The 21,183-nt window shown below is 61.6% G+C and carries 18 protein-coding genes and 3 pseudogenes; 7 read left to right on the top strand and 14 right to left on the bottom strand.

Going from position 1 to position 21,183, the window contains the following annotated elements:
- Window positions 1-158: 158 nt before the first annotated feature.
- From FCN77_RS10550 to FCN77_RS10540, 3 genes are all read left to right on the top strand, one after another.
- Window positions 159-533 (top strand): dihydrofolate reductase family protein, encoded by a 375-nt coding sequence (locus tag FCN77_RS10550; RefSeq protein WP_254678933.1) that lies wholly within the window; start codon window positions 159-161, stop codon window positions 531-533.
- Window positions 534-2,041: 1,508 nt separating this feature from the next.
- Complete coding sequence (locus FCN77_RS26255; RefSeq protein ID WP_137322237.1) at window positions 2,042-2,344, top strand: hypothetical protein; 303 nt, start codon at window positions 2,042-2,044, stop codon at window positions 2,342-2,344.
- Between the two features lie 155 nt (window positions 2,345-2,499).
- On the top strand, window positions 2,500-2,952 hold the full coding sequence (locus FCN77_RS10540) for a DUF488 family protein (RefSeq protein WP_137322236.1): 453 nt from the start codon (window positions 2,500-2,502) through the stop codon (window positions 2,950-2,952).
- Here the strand turns inward: FCN77_RS10540 and FCN77_RS10535 are convergent.
- Both FCN77_RS10535 and FCN77_RS25920 read right to left on the bottom strand, forming a co-directional pair.
- Entirely contained in the window at window positions 2,949-3,656 is a 708-nt protein-coding gene (locus FCN77_RS10535; protein ID WP_137322235.1) for a hypothetical protein, read from the bottom strand. The genes FCN77_RS10540 and FCN77_RS10535 overlap by 4 nt on opposite strands.
- A 19-nt stretch (window positions 3,657-3,675) precedes the next feature.
- Window positions 3,676-3,831, bottom strand: a complete 156-nt coding sequence (locus FCN77_RS25920; RefSeq protein ID WP_217496262.1) for a hypothetical protein — start codon at window positions 3,829-3,831, stop codon at window positions 3,676-3,678.
- A 492-nt stretch (window positions 3,832-4,323) separates the two neighbouring features.
- Between FCN77_RS25920 and FCN77_RS10530 the strand changes: the two genes are divergently transcribed.
- Both FCN77_RS10530 and FCN77_RS10525 read left to right on the top strand, forming a co-directional pair.
- Window positions 4,324-4,614, top strand: coding sequence for a transposase (locus FCN77_RS10530; RefSeq protein WP_137322234.1), 291 nt, complete (start codon window positions 4,324-4,326; stop codon window positions 4,612-4,614).
- A 38-nt stretch (window positions 4,615-4,652) separates the two neighbouring features.
- Window positions 4,653-5,504, top strand: a pseudogene (locus FCN77_RS10525) (IS3 family transposase); the annotation flags it as partial.
- 12 nt (window positions 5,505-5,516) lie between these two features.
- Here FCN77_RS10525 and FCN77_RS10520 read toward each other — a convergent pair.
- From FCN77_RS10520 to FCN77_RS10500, 5 genes and pseudogenes are all read right to left on the bottom strand, one after another.
- Window positions 5,517-6,281 carry a hypothetical protein gene (locus tag FCN77_RS10520; protein WP_217496261.1) on the bottom strand — a complete coding sequence of 255 codons (765 nt, stop codon included), beginning with the start codon at window positions 6,279-6,281 and terminating at the stop codon, window positions 5,517-5,519.
- A 257-nt stretch (window positions 6,282-6,538) separates the two neighbouring features.
- Window positions 6,539-6,769 carry a DNA-binding protein gene (locus FCN77_RS10515; protein WP_137322231.1) on the bottom strand — a complete coding sequence of 77 codons (231 nt, stop codon included), beginning with the start codon at window positions 6,767-6,769 and terminating at the stop codon, window positions 6,539-6,541.
- 343 nt (window positions 6,770-7,112) lie between these two features.
- Window positions 7,113-8,597 carry an IS1182 family transposase gene (locus FCN77_RS10510; protein WP_137322230.1) on the bottom strand — a complete coding sequence of 495 codons (1,485 nt, stop codon included), beginning with the start codon at window positions 8,595-8,597 and terminating at the stop codon, window positions 7,113-7,115.
- A 188-nt stretch (window positions 8,598-8,785) separates the two neighbouring features.
- A pseudogene (locus FCN77_RS27660) lies at window positions 8,786-8,953 on the bottom strand (twin-arginine translocase TatA/TatE family subunit); the annotation flags it as partial.
- A gap of 187 nt (window positions 8,954-9,140) precedes the next feature.
- Window positions 9,141-10,559, bottom strand: coding sequence for an aldehyde dehydrogenase family protein (locus tag FCN77_RS10500; protein WP_137322228.1), 1,419 nt, complete (start codon window positions 10,557-10,559; stop codon window positions 9,141-9,143).
- Window positions 10,560-10,627: 68 nt separating this feature from the next.
- Between FCN77_RS10500 and hisC the strand changes: the two genes are divergently transcribed.
- Both hisC and FCN77_RS10490 read left to right on the top strand, forming a co-directional pair.
- A complete protein-coding gene (gene hisC, locus FCN77_RS10495; protein WP_137322227.1) occupies window positions 10,628-11,767 on the top strand; it encodes a histidinol-phosphate transaminase in 1,140 nt (379 codons plus the stop codon).
- Window positions 11,768-11,912: 145 nt separating this feature from the next.
- The gene (locus FCN77_RS10490) at window positions 11,913-12,602 is read left to right on the top strand and encodes a GntR family transcriptional regulator (RefSeq protein ID WP_137322226.1); all 690 of its coding nucleotides are present in this window, start codon (window positions 11,913-11,915) and stop codon (window positions 12,600-12,602) included.
- A gap of 139 nt (window positions 12,603-12,741) precedes the next feature.
- On the opposite strand, the gene FCN77_RS10485 is transcribed toward FCN77_RS10490, so the two are convergent.
- From FCN77_RS10485 to hpaD, 7 genes and pseudogenes are all read right to left on the bottom strand, one after another.
- Window positions 12,742-13,596: an ATP-binding protein gene (locus FCN77_RS10485; RefSeq protein ID WP_137322225.1), complete on the bottom strand. Its 855-nt coding sequence runs from the start codon at window positions 13,594-13,596 to the stop codon at window positions 12,742-12,744.
- A gap of 11 nt (window positions 13,597-13,607) precedes the next feature.
- Window positions 13,608-15,212, bottom strand: a complete 1,605-nt coding sequence (locus FCN77_RS10480; protein WP_137322224.1) for a thiamine pyrophosphate-dependent enzyme — start codon at window positions 15,210-15,212, stop codon at window positions 13,608-13,610.
- Between the two features lie 4 nt (window positions 15,213-15,216).
- Window positions 15,217-16,107, bottom strand: coding sequence for an MBL fold metallo-hydrolase (locus tag FCN77_RS10475; RefSeq protein ID WP_137322223.1), 891 nt, complete (start codon window positions 16,105-16,107; stop codon window positions 15,217-15,219).
- Window positions 16,108-16,264: 157 nt separating this feature from the next.
- Entirely contained in the window at window positions 16,265-17,896 is a 1,632-nt protein-coding gene (locus FCN77_RS10470; protein ID WP_137322222.1) for an FAD-dependent oxidoreductase, read from the bottom strand.
- A gap of 583 nt (window positions 17,897-18,479) precedes the next feature.
- Window positions 18,480-19,307 carry an HpcH/HpaI aldolase/citrate lyase family protein gene (locus FCN77_RS10460; RefSeq protein ID WP_175417211.1) on the bottom strand — a complete coding sequence of 276 codons (828 nt, stop codon included), beginning with the start codon at window positions 19,305-19,307 and terminating at the stop codon, window positions 18,480-18,482.
- A pseudogene (gene hpaH, locus FCN77_RS10455) lies at window positions 19,292-20,076 on the bottom strand (2-oxo-hept-4-ene-1,7-dioate hydratase). The gene FCN77_RS10460 and the pseudogene hpaH overlap by 16 nt, the downstream one beginning before the upstream one ends.
- A 2-nt stretch (window positions 20,077-20,078) precedes the next feature.
- The gene (gene hpaD / locus FCN77_RS10450; RefSeq protein WP_137322221.1) at window positions 20,079-21,152 is read right to left on the bottom strand and encodes a 3,4-dihydroxyphenylacetate 2,3-dioxygenase; all 1,074 of its coding nucleotides are present in this window, start codon (window positions 21,150-21,152) and stop codon (window positions 20,079-20,081) included.
- Between the last annotated feature and the right edge of the window lie 31 nt (window positions 21,153-21,183).

The raw sequence follows: 21,183 nt of genomic DNA, 5'->3' as shown, positions 1-21,183 counted from the left end.
GACCGTTCAGTCCCGCGCGCGCCTGCGCCGAATTCGCAGGCGACGAGACAGAGATGAGGGCTCGTGCGAGCCATAAAGATGTGATCGCCATCTCTTTTTCTTGTCTGATGAACAATGATTGCGCAACGACGTACAAAGATCAATGCTTTTGGAACAATATGACGTGTCCAGATGTTCGGATCAGGTGGAGTCTCGGCTCTCCGAAAGCTGCAGGATCATCCACGCTGGAAGAGCCTCCCGACTGGCCCTATGCGACTCTGGCACGCGGCGACGCCGCCGATGTCGTCGCACGGCTCAAAGATGAATCCGAGCTCCCGCTTCGCTCGCACGGCAGCCTCTCCCTGAACCGGACCCTCATGGCCGCCGGCCTCGTCGACCGGCTCCAAGTGACCATCTTCCCGGTGATCAGCGGCCAGACCGGAGACGCACCGATCTTCGCCGGTGCCGCCGACTTCGACCTGGAGCTGATCGAGAGTCGTACGCTCGACGGCCGCACCCAAGAACTCCTCTACCTTCCCACTCGGCATCACTGACAGAACACCGCGAGGAGAATCACCATGAGCAAGACCATCCTGTCGAGGACGGGGTTCGCGAGATCCGGATGATCCGGACTCCTTAGCGCTTACCATGAACGAGACCAGGCTCCGATGAGCCACAGGATCGTCCCCTGAGATATCGGGTTTCCTTCAGCAACCTCAATGCGACTCGAACCGTGGTGCCAACCGAAGGCCGTGACGGTGAAGGAAGAAGGCAGGCGTATACACTCTCAGGTCCGTGGTTACGCGCGCCACGGCGTCTACGTCTCACCACTCGCCGTCAGAGACGTTTCTGGCAGCTCACAGAAAGCATCGTGGGGATGTCGCTGACCTGCCCTGGTAGTGGGTCCACTCGGTTTGCGGAATGGGAGCGGCCGGGAGGCGTCGTCGCTCGTCGAGCCCTGGCGCGGTACACGCCCACAATCCCCACACCGCACGACGAGAGAGTCCGGTGAGCACCGTCTCTGTTCGGCGGGCGAGAGTGATGACGATACGGTTCGAACCCTCATCCACAGTGAGCCCGACGATGTCGAGCACATCGGCGTCCACCTCTCGGGGAATTCCACGGACGCGCAGACGACCCTGGCTGATCGACAAGGGTTGCCGGCTTCCTTGCGATCGTATTCGTCCAGCAAATCCCTTTCGCCTTTCCACTCCCCCGCTTCGCATTCCCTCACACCTGCCAATGCGGAAAAATCGAGCCACCAACGTTACTAATGAGGTGGGTCGTTGCTCAGCCACAAAGACGTCCACGGATATGCCAGAACCCGCGTAATTCCGGGGATTTTGGTACCCACCTCCTATAACAACTTTGGTGGCACGGAGGTCTTGTGGTCACGCCGGTGAATGTTAAAACAGGAGGTGGGTCGGTTCAGGCCCGTGTTTCCCCTGTTCAGGCAAGGTTCTCGGCATTCAATCGGCCCCGGGCACGGCGATCAAGTCGACCATGCCGAGCTTGACCGGAGGACGATAACGCACTTCCGATAGACCATCTGAGAGGAGTTGACTGACGAACGTTCAAGGACGTGGTGGGTCGGCATGGGGCCAGGTCGCACCGTGCTCGCTCAACCAACAAGCGTCCGTCTGACGGACGAGCAATCGGGCGCATGGATGATCCTCGCGTGAGACGCGGGCTCGAGCTCGGCCCCGATCACCCGTGTCCGGCGGGGGCCGCCGTCAACAGGTGCGCCGCCGATTGTCTCCCGGAACGTTGTCACCCGGGAGTCCGAGTGGACAGACCCGAATGGTCACCGCGGCGTCATCGCGATCGGGCGAAGTTCGCCGCCCCACCGATCGTGCATAGTCTTGCCTGCTCCCGGGGATCTATGTGAGGGGTATGTTTTCGCTCATAAACGAGGAGAAAGATGCCTGCTAAATCAGCACAAACAGCCCCATCCCACTGCGATCACCACATGTTCACTAACTCTCGACCCCGCGATGGAAAAGAGCGGGGAGATGCCCAACGCCTTGGCATCTCCTCTCTCACGTAAAGGAGCCGGGCGGAGATGGCCAGACTTACCGCATCGCGCCCACCTGCGGCGGCCGCGCCCACGATGTGGGCACGGGACATGCCGAAGAGTCTGCCGCTCACTCGATGGCACGTTTCCATCGTTAGCGCCCGCCCGCAAGGGCTGCAATTGCATCCGTTTTCCACAGACACCAAGGCAGCCCTGCCGGCAGCCGGCCGCCGATGCTGCACTGGAGCCATGCTCAGCTACGAACACATCATCATGCTTGGAGAGGAACGCGTCCTTGTCATCCAGGAGCACAAGGAGGGCCGCTGCTGGTGCGGCCGGACCTGGCATTAACCGCACCGGTAGTGGCTGCGGCAAAGCTGGAAAGGACCTGAAGCCCAAGGGAACGCAAGTTCGTGCCGGGTCCGGTGACACAGGGCGCCTGCATCGAGTAGCGCTGGGGCGGGGTGCGACGTCGGCCGATTTTGCCCACGTGCAAGAATGAAACCATGTGGACTGAAACGAGCGGCGTCATCGGTGTTGGTTACGAAGGGAAGGACATTGCGTCGTTCCTTGAGGAACTGACGGCTTGGAAAATCGGGACGGTCGTGGACGTTCGGTTGAACCCGATCTCAAGGAAAAAAGGCTTCTCAAAGAGGGCGCTGAGCGAAGCACTAGCCGAGGCCGGCGTTGCCTACAGGCACATGCCGGCGTTAGGGAATCCCAAAGACAACCGTGAAGGTTTCTGGGCTCCGGGCACTCCGGCTGCAAAGGTTGCGGGCGAGCGTTTCGAGTCTCTGCTTGACAGCGAAGTAGCTGCTGAAAAGATTATTGAGCTCACCGACCTTGCCGCGGGGCAGCGTGTGGCCGTGCTGTGCTTTGAGGCCAGCGAGCTGTGCTGCCACCGCAAATACGTTCTCACTCGCATAAAAGAACGCCTGGCGGCTCTGGTTGGCAGCTAACGGGCCCCTGCTGCGTAAACTCCCAAGACACCGAACGCCTGGGGTCTTTTCAGCTCGTTGCCCAAGAAGAACGCCGGACCGCGGGCCGGAGCGCACAGTTGATCAAGGAATCTCTTTTGGATTGCCGCTTTAGCGGCTTCATCGGTGTCCCCCGAGTGCCGCCGCTGAAGTTCAGTGAACTCCCAATCCAGCAGACCTTGCCGGTGTCCTTTGCAAATCCTGCCAGTGCAGCGGTAGCGATAATGACCTTCAAATCGCGGCGGGGACAGGATCGATTTGTCCGTCTTGGGTCCAAAGAGTGTGTCTTGGTGCAGATGCGCTTCCATCTTGGCTTGTTGTTCCGAGGTCCACCCGTCGAAAAGTCGTAATTCCAGCTTGTCGATGTCCGCGGGCACTACTGCAGCCAGGGATGGGCCGGCCGATCCGTTCAAGGCGCGGGCGTTGAGTTCGCAGGTGTTGAACGCACCGATGAGCGGATCAACGAGTGGGTGCCGTGGCTTCCACGGCTCAAGGTGGGAGTCGATGGTCAAAGAGTCAAGGATCGGGGTGTAGCTCTCGGGTCGTCGATCTTTGGACGCTGGTGTGACCTTTAGTTTCACGATGTCGTACTTCTTGAATTTCGCGTCGGCCTCGAGGTAGCGGAAGGGGATCGGGTAAAGACGAATCCATTCCGGGCCACCTTCCGCAAGTCTGAGACCTGCCACGCAAACAGTGTCACCGTGGTTAGCCGAGGGCTGTGGAGCGGCCTTGACCCGTGATCAGCACTTTCGCCTCAGTGATGCCCGCTCCGAGTTCCTTTTCGTACTCAGGCCGGCCGTTGGCGAACAGCCCTTCCCCGAACATCATTTCAAATGCCCCCAAAAAATAACCCTCAGTCATGCGACTATCGGGACTACACCCCGCTCCCCGCGGTCGGTGCTACTGTGCCTTGGCGTTGCATGGGCCAAGGGTTCACTCCTAGTGATCATATACAGGATCCGACGGCCGACCTTGAAGATGGCTCCTGATGATCTGTGCCAGAATGTGGTCTCTGCCATGAACCTCGGCTCCGTCAGCCATCGATTCAGCTGAATTTTCCCAAGGGAAGCCCGCCAGCACCTACTTCTCGGCGATGAATCGGCGCCCAAGACCACGACGCTTACCGCCGCGATGCTGCAAGTGCTATGGCTGCATCGGCATCGGCAGGCAGCCTTTTACAGACGAAATTCCCTGCGTGGTCCTGAATCAATCGCTCTTCCCCCGGCAAATTCCCGTATATCTCGAGCGCGGCGTCGTCGTGGGCCCTGAATCGCGAGCGATCGGAGTCAGTCTGAATCAGATACGTGTGAGGTGTACTACTGATGTGAGACACAGTTTGAAAGGATTGTGCCCATGTCTTCCCGTCCCAGTTATTCCGATGAGTTCAAGGCCGATGCCGTGAATCTCGTCATTTCCTCTGGCCGTTCGCCCGCCTCAGTTGCCCCCGAGCTGGGGATCTCCGTGACCGCGCTGAAGCGGTGGGTTCAGCTGCATCGGGAAGGAGAGGCCGGGGCCGGCGGCAAGCCTGATGATCCGGTGGATCCCGCGAAATACAAGGCGATGGAGGCAAGGCTGCGGGAGCTGGAAAGGGAGAATGATTTCCTGAAAAAAGTTTCGGCGTTCTTCGCCAAAGAACAACGGTAGAGGACCTCTACCGGCTTGTTCAGGAGAAGAACGCCGAATTCCCTGTCACCTGGATGTGCGCCCGGCTGGGCGTCCCGCGGGCCTCGTATTACCGGTGGCTGGACCACGAAGAATCACCGACGGCTGCCCGGCACCGTGAGCTGACCGGACTGGTCAAGGCGATGTTCGATTCCTCCGACGGGATCTTCGGCCATCGCATGGTCCACACCAAACTCGCCGCCACGGGTGTGGAGATTTCCGTGGGGACGGTCGCTGCCATCATGGCGGATAACGGCTGGGCGGCCAAGCGGATGCGCGCCTTCAAACGCACGACCATCCCCTCGGACCCGGACAAGGTTTTTGCCGATCTCATCGGCCGGAACTTCACCTCAGATACTCCCGGCACGAAGCTCGTCGGGGATATTACCTACCTGCGTACCGGCGAGGGCTGGCTGTATCTGGCCACCGTCATCGACCTGTGCACCCGCATGGTCGTTGGCTGGGCGATGGCCGATCACATGCGCGCCTCCCTTGTCACGGGCGCGCTGGCGATGGCCCGGGACCGAGGACACCTGGCCCCGGATGCCATTTTCCACAGCGACCGCGGCACCCAATACACCTCCCGGGAAATGGGCGCTTGGTGCACCGGAAACGCTGTGCGTCAGTCCATGGGGGCCACCGGGGTGTGCTGGGACAATGCCGTCGCCGAGTCGGCGTTCTCATCCCTGAAGAACGAGTTCTACCACCACCACAGCTTCGCCACCCGGCAGGACGCCCGCCGGGCGACCATGCGCTACATCGAAGTGTTCTACAACCGCTGGCGGCCCCACACCAACAATGATGGGCTGCCGCCGGCAACAGCAATGGCCAACTTCAAGACCAAAAACCAGCCGCTACCTGCGGCCGCCTAACCCAAAAAGAAACTAACCGGCTGTCTCACATCCTTGACACACCCCAGTGACCCCACATTCGCATTCCCTTAGGAATGCGTAGAATCTTCCCCGCATCGCCTCCCTGAGCAAGGCTGCCGGATAGGAGACGACGTGTTTCTTACACATCGCGGGGACCCTAACCTGGTCCTCCACGAGAATGCTCTGCGGCACATCAACCGCTGGACGCCATGGATGTAACTCCAAATGTTCGACCGTAGATCTGATCATCTTCCCGTCGGCGAAACGGAGGAACGATTCTTCAGTGCAGGGTTGTCCGCCCGGCCATTGCAGCGCCGCGCTGCTTGGCCATAGTTGCGGCATCTGCAGCTGGGTCGTCACATCCACTTCCAAAGCCGGCGACGTGAACCGTAGCCCCTGAATGACAAGCTGACCGAGCACGATTGTGAGAGCATACCCTTGCGGTACATCTGGTTCCGGGCTCCACGGCACACGTACGACCAGCGGTGTCACCCGCACGCCGGAAAAACCATCTGTCCCTGCGTACTTGCCGACCCAAATCCGGCTGGCATCAAGGGGCTGCATCCGTTCCCGCTGTTCGTACAAAGCGGTGTACTCGGATGGCGCCAGGCCGTATCCCTCATCGCGCTGCTTCTCACTGGATACAAGCATCGCCGTGAGGGCGGTCTTCTGCGCCCACATGGCTATCACTGCCTGGTCTTCGACCCCAATCGTTCCAGGCTTACCGAGGATAAATGGAGTGAGAACACGCTGGGCGGCCTTTTCCAGCTGGCTCATCCACCCGTTGTTGCAGGGTGCACAGAAGTTCTTCACCTGCAGCCGATAGGGAGGCTGCTCCCCCATGTCCCGAGGCAAGCCATTCAACGCACCCGCGTGGTGGCTGGCGAGGCGGAGGTCAAGACCAATCTTGCTCACCCACTGGCCAAAAACATGCTCACGGGTCAGCGGCTGCGTGGAGCCGCAGAAGGCACAGGATATTGACATGGGATGATTATGCAGGTGCCAGGGCTAGGGGACGGAATCGGCTCAGGACTTCAGTCCGGGAGGTCACCGGCTGCCAACCGTTCAGCAGTGAGACGGTGCACCATGGAGGTGTAGTCCTCGACGTCGCTGGCGCCAGTCCGCCATACGTTCCGCCCAACTGAAAGCCACGCAGTTCGCCGCTCGCCCACCAGACCGCGTACCAAGGGGTGGCCGATGTGCAGCGCCGTCGCTACCTGATCGATGGTCAGGAAGCGCGGAGACGGCTTGTTCTCTTCGGGCATGGAACCATCGTCTGTGTGGATGCGTCCCGGTTCCGGAGGCAGAAATGCAGTCTGTGATAACCGCGCCTGTCATCGTCGGATCTCGATTGGCGACCTCCTGTCGGTGCCGCCCGCCTTCGTCCGACGATGCCAGGAACGCTAGCCTCGCCTCGAGTCTGCGTTTGCTAGTTGTACGTCTAGGAGCGTGGGCGGTAGTGGTTTCCGTCATCCAGGAGTGGTCCTGTCTACTGACCGGTGACACGTTGCCATCTTGATGGCCGGGCTGTCCGCGGCGGTGGTGGGCCTCCTTCGAGGATTGGCAGCGGCCGCGGGCCGGGCAGCCGTGGCCGCCTTGGCCCGTGGGTCAGGCTCCGGCCGGGGCGTTGAGACCGGCTTTGGCTTTGAAAGTGAACAATTTCAGCAGGTTGTGACAGCCTGCCATCAGTTCCCACTCGTGTTTGGCCTGTTCGAGGCCGCGCAGGAGTACGTGTTTGCCCTGGCGGGTGTGGATTTGCCCGAAGACCGGTTCGATGATCGCCTTGCGCCGCGCGTAAACGGCCCGGCCCTTCTTGGTTTTGAGTTTCCTCGCCATCCGTTCCCGGAGTGTGGCGGTGGCCGGGATCCTGCCCCGGGGCGTCTCGGGAACCTTTTCGCCGTGTTTGAGCCGGCCGGTCGCGATGAAGAACTCGGTCCCGCCGGCGGCCTCGATTTCCTTCACGTGTTCGAGGTTGGCTGCTGAACAATATCCGGCATCAATGGTCCATTGGGCGGCCATCCGGCCCAGGGTTTCGGCGGTGCGTTCGGTCATCGGGACCAGTTGCTGCACGTCCACCGCGGTGTTGTTCAGATCGGTGGCGACGATGACCTGATGGTCCGCGTCGACCACGGCCTGGGCGTTGTAGCAATAGTGGTACGAGCCGTCTGCGGTCTTCATGATCCGGGAGTCGGGGTCCGTGAAATTGCGCTGGGCCCTCGGTCTGACCTCCGCTTTGGCCGCGGCTTCCTCACCCTTGGCCGCAGCCGCCCCGTCGTCATCGCCGCGGTCCCGGGCTTTCTGCTCCGCCTCTTTGCGTGCTTTGGCTGCCGCGTCCTCTTCGAGCTGTTTGCGGGCCGCGGCCATCTTCGCCAGCCGCGATTGCCGGTCGGCCAGGTCCGGCGGGAGCTCATCGCCGCGCGTATCCGCCCCGAACCGGGCATCCTCCTCCCTGTCCACGGCCTCGGCGTCGGCGAGCATGTCCGAGACCTCCGCGGCGAGGATCCTCTGTTTTTCGGTCAGCCGTCCGTAGCTCATCGCCTTTCGCCGGGACGCGTTGGCCCGCACCTTCGTCCCGTCCAGGGCAACCCGGCCCAACGAGACCATGCCCGCGGCCCGGCAGAGTTCCAGCGCCTGCAGGAACACGTTCCCCAACGCCGCGAGATGGCGTTTGCGGAACCGGCCGATGGACCGGAAATCCGGTGCCTGCTGCCCGGCCAGCCAACGGAACGCGACCACGTCCACGCACGCCCGCTCCAACTCCCGGGAGGAACGCACCCCGACGCAGTAACCGTAAAGCAGGACCCGGACCATCAACCGCGGATCATACGGCGGCTGGCCCTTCGTCTTCCCATACGAGCCGTAGAACCGGGACAGATCCAGCTCCCGGGACACCAGATCAGCGATGAACCGGGCCAGATGATTGCCCGGCAACCACTCATCCAGCGACGGCGGGACCAGCATCACCGCGTCCGGCTCAAAGGATTTGAACCGCTTCTTCACACCAGCACCGGCCTCAACGATCCCGTCATCAAAACGCTCCACCCGCTCCACGAGAGCTTCATCAAAAAGGCCATCCTGGGAACCGGAATTCATACTCCCGATTCTTCCAGCCACCCCTCCCGCACCCCGGCAATTCACACGGCGTTTTAAGAACCCGGCCGACTACTGACCCGCGCTCCTAGGGGAGGACTGGCATTGCCGTTCTCGGGTGGATGGCCAGCTCCGGTTTGCGGCTGAGGGTTGCCAGGCTCAGCGACTGAAGTCGCATCGGGGACGTCGGGCGGCCCAGATTTTCCGTCGTCCTTTGCCTCCTTGGCCTCGGACCTTATTATTCGCGCAGACTGTGCAAGGCTGCGGGCCATAGCCGGAAGCTTAGGCGCAGCAAAGAGCAGGAGCGTCACTATCGCAATGACTACGATGGGCCACGGACTATCGAGAAGTCGTCCCATTAGAGTCCTTTCATTGCTGTCAATTGGGTAGTTGGTGTTTTTGCTTGGTTAGTCTGTTTCGGGGCCGCTGCAGAACTGGCAATCGTCGTCACACCCAACGTCGTCGCGAGTTGGAACGTAAGGGCCCGATCTGGTTCGGTTGTTTTTCAATGGGTTCTCCTCAACCGTTTGGCCTGCCTGGGGATGTTTAGAAGTGGATTGACTGAGTCGTGAGGAATTCTTCGATGCCATGGGCACCCCGTTCCCTGCCAAAACCTGACATCCGGAACCCCCCGAAGGGCGCGTCGGGATGTGTTGCCGCCCCATTGATGGATACGCTCCCGGTTCGGATTCGTGCGGCGACCTTACCCGCTTCCTCGCGGTCTTGTCCCCATACCGCGCCGCTGAGTCCGTAAGGGGAATTGTTTGCCATGTCGACCGCTTCGTCGATGTCGCTGTATGGCACTACGGCCAGGACCGGCCCGAACACTTCTTCCTGGGCGAGTCCACCGTCGGCGTCGGTGAGGTACGCCTCCGCCGGGACATAGAAGCCCGAGGGGTCGCCGAAGACTGGACCAGACGCAAGGAGTTCAGCGCCGGATTTGCGGGCAGCGGCTGTCAGGCTAAGCACTTTGTCCCGCTGGTCCGCCGTTGCGACAGGGCCAAGTACCGTGCTCGCTTCCGAGGGATTGCCCACGGGGAAGGAAGCAACCTGAGTTTTCAGTAATGCGGACACCTGTGCGAGGGCGTCTGATGGAACGAGGAGTCGGGTCAGAGCGGCGCAGGTCTGCCCTGAGTTCTGAAAACTTTTCTCGAGGGTTTTGCTTACCGCCAGCTGAAGGTCTACCCCGGGGAGTACGAGGCTGGCTGACTTTCCGCCCAGTTCCAGGGATACCTGTTTGATGTGCTGGCCGGCTATGGCGGCGATTCTGGCGCCGGCGCGGGTGGATCCCGTAAAGGAAACGAAGTCAATTGCCGGGTGGCTTATGAGAGCCTCTCCTGTGGTGGGCCCGTTCCCGAAGACGACGTTGAAGACTCCTGGCGGCAGACCCGCTGCTGAGGCGACGTCTGCGAGGATAGCTGCGTTGGTTGGTGCCACTTCGCTTGGTTTAAGGACTATGGTGCAGCCGGCCATGAGTGCAGCGGCGACCTTTGAGGCTATCTGATAGAGCGGGTAGTTCCAGGGTGTGATGCAGGCGACCACGCCGACCGGCACCTTGCGGATCCGTGTAGCGTCCAGTTGTTCCTCGACCAGGACTTTAGGTCCGAGCCTTGCCGCGCTCTTGAACGTTTCGACTGCAGGAGTGACCTGCATTCGGACACATTTGTGTCGGGGTGTGCCCACTTCCAGCGTGATTCCGTCGGCAAGATCTACTGCGCGAGCAGCGAGGCCGTCAGCGATGCGCGCGACGATGGCAGCCCTTTCGCTCACCGCGGTGTCACGCCAGCCCGCGAATGCCTCCAAGGCCGCCAGGCTTGCGAGCTCCACATCCTGGACACTGGCAGCCGTGACTCGGCCGATGCGGCTGCCGTCCGCCGGGTTATACACATGCATGATGTCTGCGCCGGTGGCGGGAGTCCAGCGCCCCCCGGCAAAGATGCGGTTCAACTCTGCGATTTCAGCCATTGTCCTTTTTCCTCAGCGTGTATAGAATCGTATAGGAAAGTCTATAGGAGAACTAAGGATTGGTAAATATGCACACCGCTATTTCAGAAACCGGTTCGGGCCCGAAGATTCGGGCAGCGATCGACGGGCTCCCGCCCTACAGCGCCGGCAGGAGCGTCCGCGACGCAGCGAGCGAGGGTGCAGTGCTCGAACTACTGGGCCTTGCTGCGAACGAAGGCCCGTACGGCCCATTCCCCTCAGCTGCCAAGGCTGCCTTCGAACAGGTGGGGCGGGCCAACTTGTATCCCGAGTCAGGTTTCCGCACTCTTCGCGCAGAACTGGCTGACATGCTTGGGGTCGATATCGCAGAGGTTGCCGTTGGCGCCGGTGGGATCGGACTGATCCACCATCTCTCGGTGGCGCTTCTGGATGAGGGCACAAACATCGTTGTTTCCACACCGACTTTCCACGCATATGCCCTTGACGCCCGAAAGCAGGGTGCGACAACGCTCAGCACACCTGTCCGCAAGGACGGGAGCTACGATCTGATGACCATGCTGGGTCTTATCGACGAGACAACGCGCATTGTCTACGTATGCAACCCGAACAATCCCACGGGCGGCATTGTCAGCAGGGAAGAGCTGCTCAGCTTTATTGCGGCCGTCCCAGAGCACGTAACCATTGTCGTGGACGAGGCCTACTTCGAGTACGCCAAATCCCCGGAGTACGCGGACACCATCGCCGAAAGGGACTTCAAGCGCCGTAACCTGGTCACGCTGCGGACCTTCTCCAAGGCTTACGGCCTAGCTGGCCTGCGCGTCGCGTACCTGGTGGGCTCCCCAGAGATTATCGGAGCTGTCCAAAAGGTGCAGAGCAACTACGAAGTGTCCAACGTCGCCCAGGCTGCGGCCTTGGCAAGCCTGCGGGAGCACGAAGAGCTCGAACGCCGCGTCGGGCTGAACGAGCATGGACGCAGCGAACTAACCGAAGGCCTCCGCAGCCTCGGATTTGAGCCATTAGTCTCGCACGCGAATTTCGTCTACGTCCGCGTAGGTGACGCGAAGGCATTCACCAAAGCACTTGAGGCGGAGGGCATCATCGTACGTCCCGGCAACGCCATGGGTGATCCTGCAAGCGTTCGGATCACCGTGGGAACCCCGGAACAGGTGAACGCTACGATTGCAGCCTTGGAACGAGTCGTAGCGAAAGGTCTGACCAGCGGGGTGTGAGGGGAATTTCAGCTGATCGGCGCTCCCAAACGAAGGATATCGCATAGGATTAGCTATACGCTTTGTAGGCTGCTAGGTTGCTGGTGCGGAAACGGACAAACCTTGAGCCTTGATTTCGTCCATAAAGCTGCTCCGAGAGGGAAACATGACAGCTGTCCAGTCCAAGGTCGACTTTGCCCATGAAATATTGCGGACACGCATCGTGGGCTCTCAGTACGCAGCCGGCCAGCGTCTGATCATCGACAACCTGGTCAAGGACATCGGCGTCAGCCAGGCCCCCATCAGGGAGGCACTTCGCCGGCTGGAAGCCGAAGGACTGGTTGAATACGGGACGAACTCAGGACCTTCCATCGTTCAGCTTGATAAGACGCATTGGTTCAATCTCATGGAGATGAAAGCCGTCATGGAGGCCTACGCGACCCGCGCCGCAGCCCCCCTGCTGTCCGGTGAGGAGATCTCGGCCCTGCGGGAGACCAACGGTAAGCTGATGGGAGCCTTGGAGGAGTTTGATTTTGAGGCGTGGACAACGCTGAACCGGCAGTTTCACGAGATGATTCATAATCGCTGCCCCAATGTTCTCCTGATCCAGGAACTTCAGCGGCTCTCCCAGTGGACCGATACCGTCAGCAGCTTGGTCTTCGCCCGCGAACGCGGCATCATCATTCAGACCTTGGGACTGTCTGCGGGTAAGGAAACCATTGGCTTCCATATACGGATCATCGACGCCATCGAGAACGGCGAAGCCGACGCAAACCTCGAAGAGATAAGCCGCGAACACACCTTGGTCCTGGTACGCCGTGTCCAGGAGAAACTGAGCACCCGCAGCGCAGCCTAACGGATTGCACTTCACGAAAAGGCGGGCCGGCCCCCGAGGGGCCGGCCCGCCTTTTCGTTCGCTGAACCTTGGTGGTCACTGCCAAACTTCGAGCTGTCCACTCCCCGAGGCCGTAGGACCTGCTGCCTGTAGCCAACGCCTACGAGCGGAACCAGTCGTTCGTATGTTGGGCCAGTTCCCTCTGCGACATGGATTCAACAACGTCCAAGGACCGCTGGACCTGTTCTTCTGTTGCCCAGAGCCTGCTGGACTGGTCCCCCAATGAGTAGACGGATCCAGTAACCTCCATGAGCCGGTCGGGGCGCACGAGGAGAACGTTCCTGTGCCGCAGAACATGTTGCATCAGTTCTGCGTACAGCTCCGGATCGTATCCGGTGGAGGAGATGCTCGCTATCCGGAGTTCCTGGGCTGGTCCACGCAACGAGTCAGTGAGTTCATCCAGGAGATCCGGCGAGGCGTTGTTACTTTCGTACGAGCCCTCCCCATGGCTCTCCATGTCCGCGGCGCGCTGGCTTTTCAGCGTCAGCTGAAGGGCCTTAGTAGGGGCCACCAGAACGAATAGCGTGCCCGCCCCCCGCAGGGATGGTTCGGCCGCATCGTCAACGACGTGGGCGAGTTCTGAGAACCTCCCGCCGATGTGCGGGGCTTCAACGATGAGCAAATCGTCCCCATCGGCGTGCTGGGAATACCAGTCTGCTACTGCTTCCCGGACCCAAATGCCCATCGCCGTCCGGATGCCCTCATGGGTGACGCCGTCAATTTCCGGATATGTGGCGGCCGCGGAGGGGTGACTGTCCCAGGATTCCCGCGAGACGTCCCATTGCATGACGGCGCTGGGGCGGCCGTCTGCGCCGGCTGCTGCTGCGATCTCGCGAACGAGGAGGCTCTTCCCAGTACCGGGAAGGCCAACGACGACGATGCAGCGAAGCCCTCGGATTCTGCTCCACAGTTCCTGAAGGTACGGAACCGGGGGACTCTTGAGTTTGCCTGTCACCGGTTTTCCTGTCACCGGAACTGGTCCACGCTGATCATGTCGCCGACTACAACCTCCACCACGCTGGGCTTGCCGGAGCGGAAGGCGTTTTCGAGTACCGGGGCCAGCTCCTGGGGCGATGTGGCCCTTCCGTAGGAGGCTCCGAAGGAGGTGACGAACTGCTCAAAGTTTGGGTTCACCAGGTCAGTGGCTATCACCTTTCCACCGTAGAGGTCACGCTGCATCTGCTGGACGTTGCCATACTGCGAATTGTTAAACAGGACCGTGACCAGCCCGATATTGTGCTGGACTGCAGTAGCCAACTCCGTTGCGGCGAACATGAAACCACCGTCGCCGGTCACCGAAAGCACGCGTGTGTCTGGTTTTGCCACCTTGGCTCCAAGGGCGGTAGGGAAGCCGTAGCCGAGCGTGCCCATGTAGCCGGTGGAGATGAAAGTCCGTGGTTTGTAGACGGGCAGCAGGATGCGGCTGGCAAAGCCGACTTGGGTGAGTTCATCGACGAAGATGCCGTCGATGCCGAGCGCCTCGCGGATGACGGCGAGATAGGCGGTCTGCTGGTCCAGTACGGCGCTGCGTTCCTTCCAGTCTTTGTGGACCAGGGTCATTTGCTCGGTGATGTCGGCATTCTGGACGCCTCGCTTCTCGAGTCCTTCGATGAGGACCGGGAGGTGTGATTCAAGGCGCCCCGTGATGGCGGCGTCGGGCTGGCCATAGCGGCCGTGAACCGTCTGGTCGACGTCGATTCGGATCAGCTTGCGCGCACCTCTCCCCCAGCCCTGGAGAGCCGAACGTGCGCTGCCTCCCAGAGCGATGAGGACATCGGTCTCGGCCCACAGGGGCTTGGCCTCGGGCAGGAAGCAGCTTAGGGGATGTCGGCTGTCCACGATGCCGCGTCCTGTGCGGTACCCAACTACGGGTGCCTGAAGAATTTCGGCAAGCCGGGTAACTTCAGCTGAGACATCCTGCGCACCGTTGGCGACAAAGATCATGGGGTTCTTGGCGTTGGCCAGGATTGATAGGGCTTTCTCATTTCCTTCTTCGTCGATGACGTCTTGGGGACCGTCAGCGACGGGGAACCGGTCGGGGACCGGAGCACGATGCTCCAGCACGTCCATCGGAACCTCGATCGCAGCCGGACGGGGCCGTCCGGTATTCAGGGCGCGGATGGCATCCGCGATTTTCCTTCCTGCTTCTGCAGGATGGGTGACCCTGTCGTAGTGCTTGGTGAGGGAACGAAGGAGCCCAGGCTGGTCCGGGACTTCATGCAGCGTTCCCATTTCCCGGCCAATCATCTTCTGCGGGACCTGACCGGTGAGGAAGAGCATCTTTGCGTTCAGTCCGTACGCGGTGGCAAGCGCCGCCCCGGCGTTAAGCGCACCCGGCCCTGGCACAACATTGCAGACACTTGGCTTGCCCGTTGCCATGGTGTGACCAAGTGCCATGTATGCGGCGCCCTGCTCATGACGGGTGTGGATCACACGGATGTCTTTACCTGCATCATAAAAGGCGTTATAGAGCCAGTCGTTCTGTACGCCGGGTAAGCCGAAAATGGTGGTCAGGCCGTTCGCCTTAAGGCTATTGACGACAGCTTCGCCGCCGGTGTTGTACGTGGTCATAACGTTAGATCTCTCCTTTGATGGGAAGTGGGACTCGGAGGAAGTCGCTGCCAACCCAGGTCTTTCCGGGAAATTCGACGCCGGCTTCGGCCAGGATTTCCTCGTCGGAAGCCGGTCCGAAAGTGCCGACAGGGCTGAGGAGAAGGGCTTTCGCCTCAGCAGAGGCCGCGATATGAGCGGCCCCCGTTGGGTCGCTGTGGACTGCCCTCATGCGGGGTAGTACGCGGGCCGCCCGTGCAGGGCTGAGATAGTCCGCAGCGTTGGTCAGATACGTGGTTTCGTGGATGAGCAAGTCTGCGCCCTGAGCGAGCCCGGCCAGAAAATTGGTGGGCCGGGTGTCCCCTGAGAAGCACACGCTCAGGCCCGACTGGTCGATCCTGTAGCCGAAGGCATAAGGCACGGGTTGGTGATCAACCAAAACCGCGGATATCACTGCGTTACCGAGTTGAATAGTCGCATCCGCCTCGATTTCGATGACCTCGACGAACTCCCGCAGATGCTTCCGTCCTTCATCATCCATCCGGGAGCGGATGTCGAATTCGAAAGCCTCGTAATGCAACTCGAAAAGTCTTGCAAGGGGCGGTGGGCCGATGACCTGGATAACCGTATCCAACTGAGACCAAGCCAAGTGCAGCAACATGGCGACATCAGCCACATGGTCGATGTGATGGTGCGTGATGAGAATCCGTCTGAGCCGGCCCAGGTCCAGCCCTGCCGTGACAAACTGACTGACCGTGCCGTTTCCACAGTCAATGAGCGTCACCTCGTCATCGATGATGAGGGCATGCGAGACCGGGCGCCGGCCAGGCTTGGGTGTCGGGCCCCCGGCAGAGCCGAGCACTACGACTTCATTGACGCTCGGGCGTCCGAAGGCCGTGTCTGCGGTGCTGTTCATTGTCCTGCCCCTTCCGTTGGCCTATCCGTCCACGTCACCGTGCGTGAGTGGGATGTGCATCGATTCCGCAGCGTCCTCGACCGGGCCCTTTTTGCAAGTGAGGCTGGTTAATGTTTTGGGTGGCCACTGGTGGCTTCCTTTCTGTTGACATGACCGTTCAGGAAACACTGGCCTGACGGTTTGTCGAGCTGGGGTTGCCGCCATGGCGGGTGGTGGTGCTGAGGGGTGAAAGCTTGTCTGCCAGAGTGAATGCGGATGTCAGCGCCGGGCCGAGAGAGGCACCGGATCCGGCATAGCCTGGGCCCATGAGGGCGGCTGCGGATTCGCCTACTGCGAAGAGGCCAGGGATCGGTTCGCCGCCGTGGTCAAGTACACGGGAAAATTCATCCGTGACCAGACCCCCTTTGGTGCCGTTTGCGCCCAGGGTGATGGGCACTGCAAAGAACGGCGGTTCAGTAATGGGGCCCAGGCATGGGTTGGGTTGATGCGATTCGTCCCCGTTGAACCGGTCGTGCGCGTTTGCGCCGCGGCTGAACCTCCTGTCGGCTCCGGTTTGGGCTGAGTTGTTGTTCTCTGCGACGGTCAGGTGCAGGGCCGCAGCGTGGATGCCGCACTTCCGGGCAAGGGACGACAGATCGTCCGCCTCGATGAACTCCTTCGGTGCCGGCGCCGAGGGCCCGATGCCTGCTACCGGTCGGGTGCTCCTGAAGTTCGCGTCGAAAATGAGCCACGCGGGTTGGTTGGGGAACCTGTGGCCCGCAGCGTCAAATGTGTAGAACGACTTGCCCAGATCGTTGTAGGAGCTTGCCTCATTCACGAAGCGGACGCCAGCCGCGTTCACCAGAATCGATCCTGGGTAGGCGAGTTCCCGGACAACATTCCTGTGGAGGGGTACGCCGTCGACAGTCTCTCCCTCGATCGATGCGGCGGCAGTCCACCAGGCTTCGCTCATTCCACGCAACCTGCCTCCCATCGCTATGCCCAGCCGGAGGCTGTCTCCCAGCGACCCGGGAGCGGCCGTCGGAACAATCTCCACGGGCGGGAGGAAGTCTTTGCGAAGATCGGCGCTGCGGGCAAAACCACCGGAGGCGAGGACGACGTTTTGGGCCCCGATTTCCCCTTCCTCGGTGTCAAGCACGAAGGGGCCGGCCGACCGGCTAACGGACGTGACTCGGGCGCGGACTCGCAGTTCAACGCCGCGCCGCAAGGCCGCGCTGACGAGACCCGCAATGAGTCCGGATCCCTGGGTGCGCACGTCGAACGCTTCCCGCTCCGCCACGAGAGCGTTGTCTATCCCAGTGCGGCTCTCGGGCCCGGTGACGGGCCGCCTGGTGGGCGACGTACGTGTTCGTTGCTTCCAGAGGCCGAGATCCTGAGTTGAAACGGGAAGGGGTTCAACAGTGCGGCCCATCGCTGTGCCCGCCCATTCCGGGTGATAGTCGGGGCGGTCAATATTAACGACGGGTATGTTGAGCTCTTCTTCGAGGTATGTGATGAAATTGGGTGCATTTTCCACGAAAGAGCGCAGGTTGGCCGCTGGGGATAGCCCGAGCGTCACCCGTTGAAGGTACGCCATTGCTGCGTCCGAAGAATCACTGAAACCCGCACGGATCATTGCCGGCGAGCAGGGAATCCACATCTGGCCACCCGACAAGGCGGTCGTCCCGCCAAGGAAATCTGTTGATTCCAGGACGATCACCGAAAGACCACGGTCAGCTGCCGCGCACGCTGCAACGAGGCCGGCCCCGCCGGAACCAACCACCGCTAGGTCATATGTAGGCCTGCTCATGGTGATGATCTTTCGGTAGTTGCTGGTGTGATCGGGCAAAGACGGGCTGGCCTCGTGGGCAGAAAAGATTCCAAGGTCGTTCGCTCCCTCTCAACTCCTCGGACAGCAGCCACTGCTGTCATTCTCATGTCTACGATAATGCTATTGGAAATCCTATAGGAGATCCTTCAATAATGAAATATGTTCCGCATTTTTGAAAGGGCCGGGCGTAGACTCCGGCTATCGCCGCGCCGTACCTGCAGGGGCGAAAGGTCATTCGTCTCTGTAGACGGCTACATCGTCGCTTCGAAGGAACAGCCGGCGGCTGCCCGTACCGTCTTCGGTGAGCCAAAGGATCTGGCCATCTTCGCTCCGGTCACTCACGGAACCGAAGAATGCCTTACGCCCGGCGGTCCAGACCTCCACGCGGTCCCCGATAAAGAGGGACTCCCATCGCGATGAAGGAAAGGTACGTGGCAGATCGAGGTCAGGCTCCTGTTTGGCTTTCCTGGGTTGCATTTGGCTCCTTCAACGCTCGTGGGCAACTCTTTTGAAGTCGCGTCGTCCGGTCTAGGCGCGGACTGTCTGTGGACTGGCTCTTCGGTCAGTAGCTGGCGGGGGCTTCGACGGGCTCAACCGTCGGGGCACTGGAAGGCTGGACGAAGTCGGCGGCGAGGGCTTCGGAGCCGCGGGCGAGGAGTGCGACGTCGGCGCCCACCAGGAGAAACGAGGCCCTGGAGGCGATGTAGACGCGCGCGGTCTCGGGGTTGAAGGCGTTGACACCTGCGGGTTTGCCCGCCGTCGCGGCTGCTTTGAGGCAGTGTTCGACGGCGGCGCGGACGTCGGGGTGTTCCTGCTGTCCCAGCACTCCCATGGACGCGGCGAGGTCCGACGGTCCGAGGAAGATGGCGTCCACACCGTCCACGGCGAGGATCTCTTCCACGGCTTCCACGGCGGTGGTGGATTCGATCTGCACGGTGACGCTGATGGTTTGGCCGGCCCGGGCGAGGTAGTCCGGGATCCTGTTCCAGCGCGAGGCGCGGGCGAGGGCGGAGCCCACGCCGCGGACGCCATGGGGAGGGTAGCGGGTGGCTGCCACCGCAGCCTCCGTTTCCGCCGCCGTGTTGACCATGGGGATCAGCAGGTTTTGCACGCCGAGGTCCAGGTACTGCTTGATCAGCACGGTGTTGTTCACCGGCGGGCGGACCAGGGTGTGAACGGGATAGCCATGAATCGCCTGGAGCTGGGCCAGGATGGATTCGAGGCCGTTGGGGCTGTGTTCGGCGTCGATCAGGAGCCAGTCCAGGCCGGACCCGGCACACAGTTCAGCGACCAGCGGGCTGCCGGAACACACCCACATCCCTGCCAGCGGCCGGTCCGCCGCGGTCAGGGCGTCCCGGAACGTGGTGTCCGGTTCTACTCGAAATGGCATGTCACTGCTCCCAAGGGTCCGTAGTCGGCGTGCACGGTGTCGCCCTTGTAGACCCACACCGGCCGGGTGAACGAGCCGGCGAGGATGATGTCCCGGCCTTCATCCCGTCGCCGTGGGCGGCGACCTTGTTGGCCAGCCAGTGGACGCCGTTGGCGGGGTGGTCCAGGACCCCCGCGGCGACGCCGGTTTCCTCCACTGTCTGGTTCTTGTACAGGATCGCGGAGACCCACCGGAGGTCGACGGCGTCGGGCTTCACCGGGCGGCCGCCCACCACCATGGCACCCATCGCGGCGTTGTCCGCGATGGTGTCCACGATGGTCCGGCCCTCCATTTCGATCCTGGAATCCAGGATTTCGAGGGCCGGAACCACATAGTCGGTGGCGTTGAGGACATCGAATATGGTGCAGCCCGGGCCTTTCAGCGCGCTTTTCAGGACAAACGCCAGCTCCACCTCCACCCGGGGGTGCGTGTACTTTTCCCACTCCACAGAGCAGCCGGTGTCCAGCACCATGTCATCAAAGATGGCGCCGTAGTCCGGTTCTGTGATGCCGGTGGCCGCCTGCATGGCCTTGGACGTCAGGCCGATCTTGCGCCCCACCAGCGTGCGTCCGGCTTCCTCGTTTCGGCGCCGCCACAGTTGCTGCACCGCGTAGGAGTCCTCCACCGTCATCTCCGGGTAGCGGGCCGTCAGGCGTGGCACCGGCGTGCGGGTCCGGGCGGCTTCGAGGAGCTCGTCGGCTATTGCCTCGATCGTCGTTTCGTCCAGCATGGCTAGAGCTGCGCCCCGAGCTTGAAACCGACTTCCTCGCCCGGCTCGCGGGTGTAGGAGAAGCCGTCGGCGCCCACAGTTACCGCCATTTCGCTCTTCTCTTCACGCGCGACGACGGGCTGCGGGTTTCCGTCCAGGTCCAGGACCAGGGAGGCCTCGGTGTACCAGGACGGCACCACCGGGTTCCCCCACCAGTCGCGGCGCTGGTTGTCGTGGACATCCCAGGTGACGGTGGGGTTGTCCGGGTCACCCGTGTAGTAGTCCTGGGTGTAGATCTCGATCCGGTGGCCATCCGGATCCAGGATGTAAAGGTAGAACGCATTGGAGACGCCGTGCCGGCCCGGGCCGCGCTCAATGCGGTCACTGATGCGCAGGGCACCCATCTTGTCGCAGATCTGGATGATGTTGTGCTTCTCATGGGTGGCGAAGGCGACGTGGTGCATGCGCGGGCCATCCCCGCCGGTCAGCGCCGTGTCGTGGACCGTCTGCTTACGGTGCATCCACACGGCGTACGTGACGCCGTCGGAATCCTGAATGTCTTCGGAGACGCGGAAGCCGAGGTCCTCCAGGTACTTGCGGCCGCGGGGGACGTCGGGGGTGACCTGGTTGAAGTGGTCCAGGCGGACCAGTTCACCGGCGGAGTAGAGGTCGTAGCGCTGGGTGAGGCGCTCCACGTGGTCCACCTCGTAGAAGAACTCGTAGGGGAAGCCCAGCGGGTCCTCGACGCGGACGGAGTCGCCGATGCCCTTGGTGAAGCCTTCCTTGCGGCGTTCGGTGCGGCAGCCGAGTTCCTTGTAGTAGGCCTCGGCGGCGTCCACCTCGGCGGGGGACTTCACACGGTAGGCGAAGGCGGCGACGGCGGCGACGGGTCCCTTGCGGAGCACCAGGTTGTGGTGGATGAACTCCTCCAGGGAGCGCAGGTAGATGTTGTTCTCGTCTTCCTCGGTGACGTGCAGGCCCAGGAGGTCCACGTAGAACGCGCGGGATTTGGCGAGGTCGGTGACCACGATTTCCATGTAGGCGCAGCGGACAATGTCCGGTGCCTGGAGGGTGGGGGTGGGGACAAAATTGGTCATGGAATTCTCTCTTCTTTGAAAGGGCCGGGCT

Source organism: Arthrobacter sp. 24S4-2 (assembly GCF_005280255.1).
GTDB lineage: Bacteria > Actinomycetota > Actinomycetes > Actinomycetales > Micrococcaceae > Arthrobacter.
This window is presented reverse-complemented; position numbering and strand designations above follow the sequence as displayed.

Coding starts and splice junctions, on each gene's coding strand:
- FCN77_RS10550 (WP_254678933.1), top strand. CDS start 159: ATGACGTGTCCAGATGTTCGGATCAGGTGGAGTCTCGGCTCTCCGAAA.
- FCN77_RS26255 (WP_137322237.1), top strand. CDS start 2,042: ATGGCCAGACTTACCGCATCGCGCCCACCTGCGGCGGCCGCGCCCACG.
- FCN77_RS10540 (WP_137322236.1), top strand. CDS start 2,500: ATGTGGACTGAAACGAGCGGCGTCATCGGTGTTGGTTACGAAGGGAAG.
- FCN77_RS25920 (WP_217496262.1), bottom strand. CDS start 3,831: ATGACTGAGGGTTATTTTTTGGGGGCATTTGAAATGATGTTCGGGGAA.
- FCN77_RS10530 (WP_137322234.1), top strand. CDS start 4,324: ATGTCTTCCCGTCCCAGTTATTCCGATGAGTTCAAGGCCGATGCCGTG.
- FCN77_RS10520 (WP_217496261.1), bottom strand. CDS start 6,281: ATGAGCCAGCTGGAAAAGGCCGCCCAGCGTGTTCTCACTCCATTTATC.
- FCN77_RS10515 (WP_137322231.1), bottom strand. CDS start 6,769: ATGCCCGAAGAGAACAAGCCGTCTCCGCGCTTCCTGACCATCGATCAG.
- FCN77_RS10510 (WP_137322230.1), bottom strand. CDS start 8,597: ATGAATTCCGGTTCCCAGGATGGCCTTTTTGATGAAGCTCTCGTGGAG.
- FCN77_RS10500 (WP_137322228.1), bottom strand. CDS start 10,559: ATGGCTGAAATCGCAGAGTTGAACCGCATCTTTGCCGGGGGGCGCTGG.
- hisC (WP_137322227.1), top strand. CDS start 10,628: ATGCACACCGCTATTTCAGAAACCGGTTCGGGCCCGAAGATTCGGGCA.
- FCN77_RS10490 (WP_137322226.1), top strand. CDS start 11,913: ATGACAGCTGTCCAGTCCAAGGTCGACTTTGCCCATGAAATATTGCGG.
- FCN77_RS10480 (WP_137322224.1), bottom strand. CDS start 15,212: ATGACCACGTACAACACCGGCGGCGAAGCTGTCGTCAATAGCCTTAAG.
- FCN77_RS10475 (WP_137322223.1), bottom strand. CDS start 16,107: ATGAACAGCACCGCAGACACGGCCTTCGGACGCCCGAGCGTCAATGAA.
- FCN77_RS10470 (WP_137322222.1), bottom strand. CDS start 17,896: ATGAGCAGGCCTACATATGACCTAGCGGTGGTTGGTTCCGGCGGGGCC.
- FCN77_RS10460 (WP_175417211.1), bottom strand. CDS start 19,307: ATGCCATTTCGAGTAGAACCGGACACCACGTTCCGGGACGCCCTGACC.
- hpaD (WP_137322221.1), bottom strand. CDS start 21,152: ATGACCAATTTTGTCCCCACCCCCACCCTCCAGGCACCGGACATTGTC.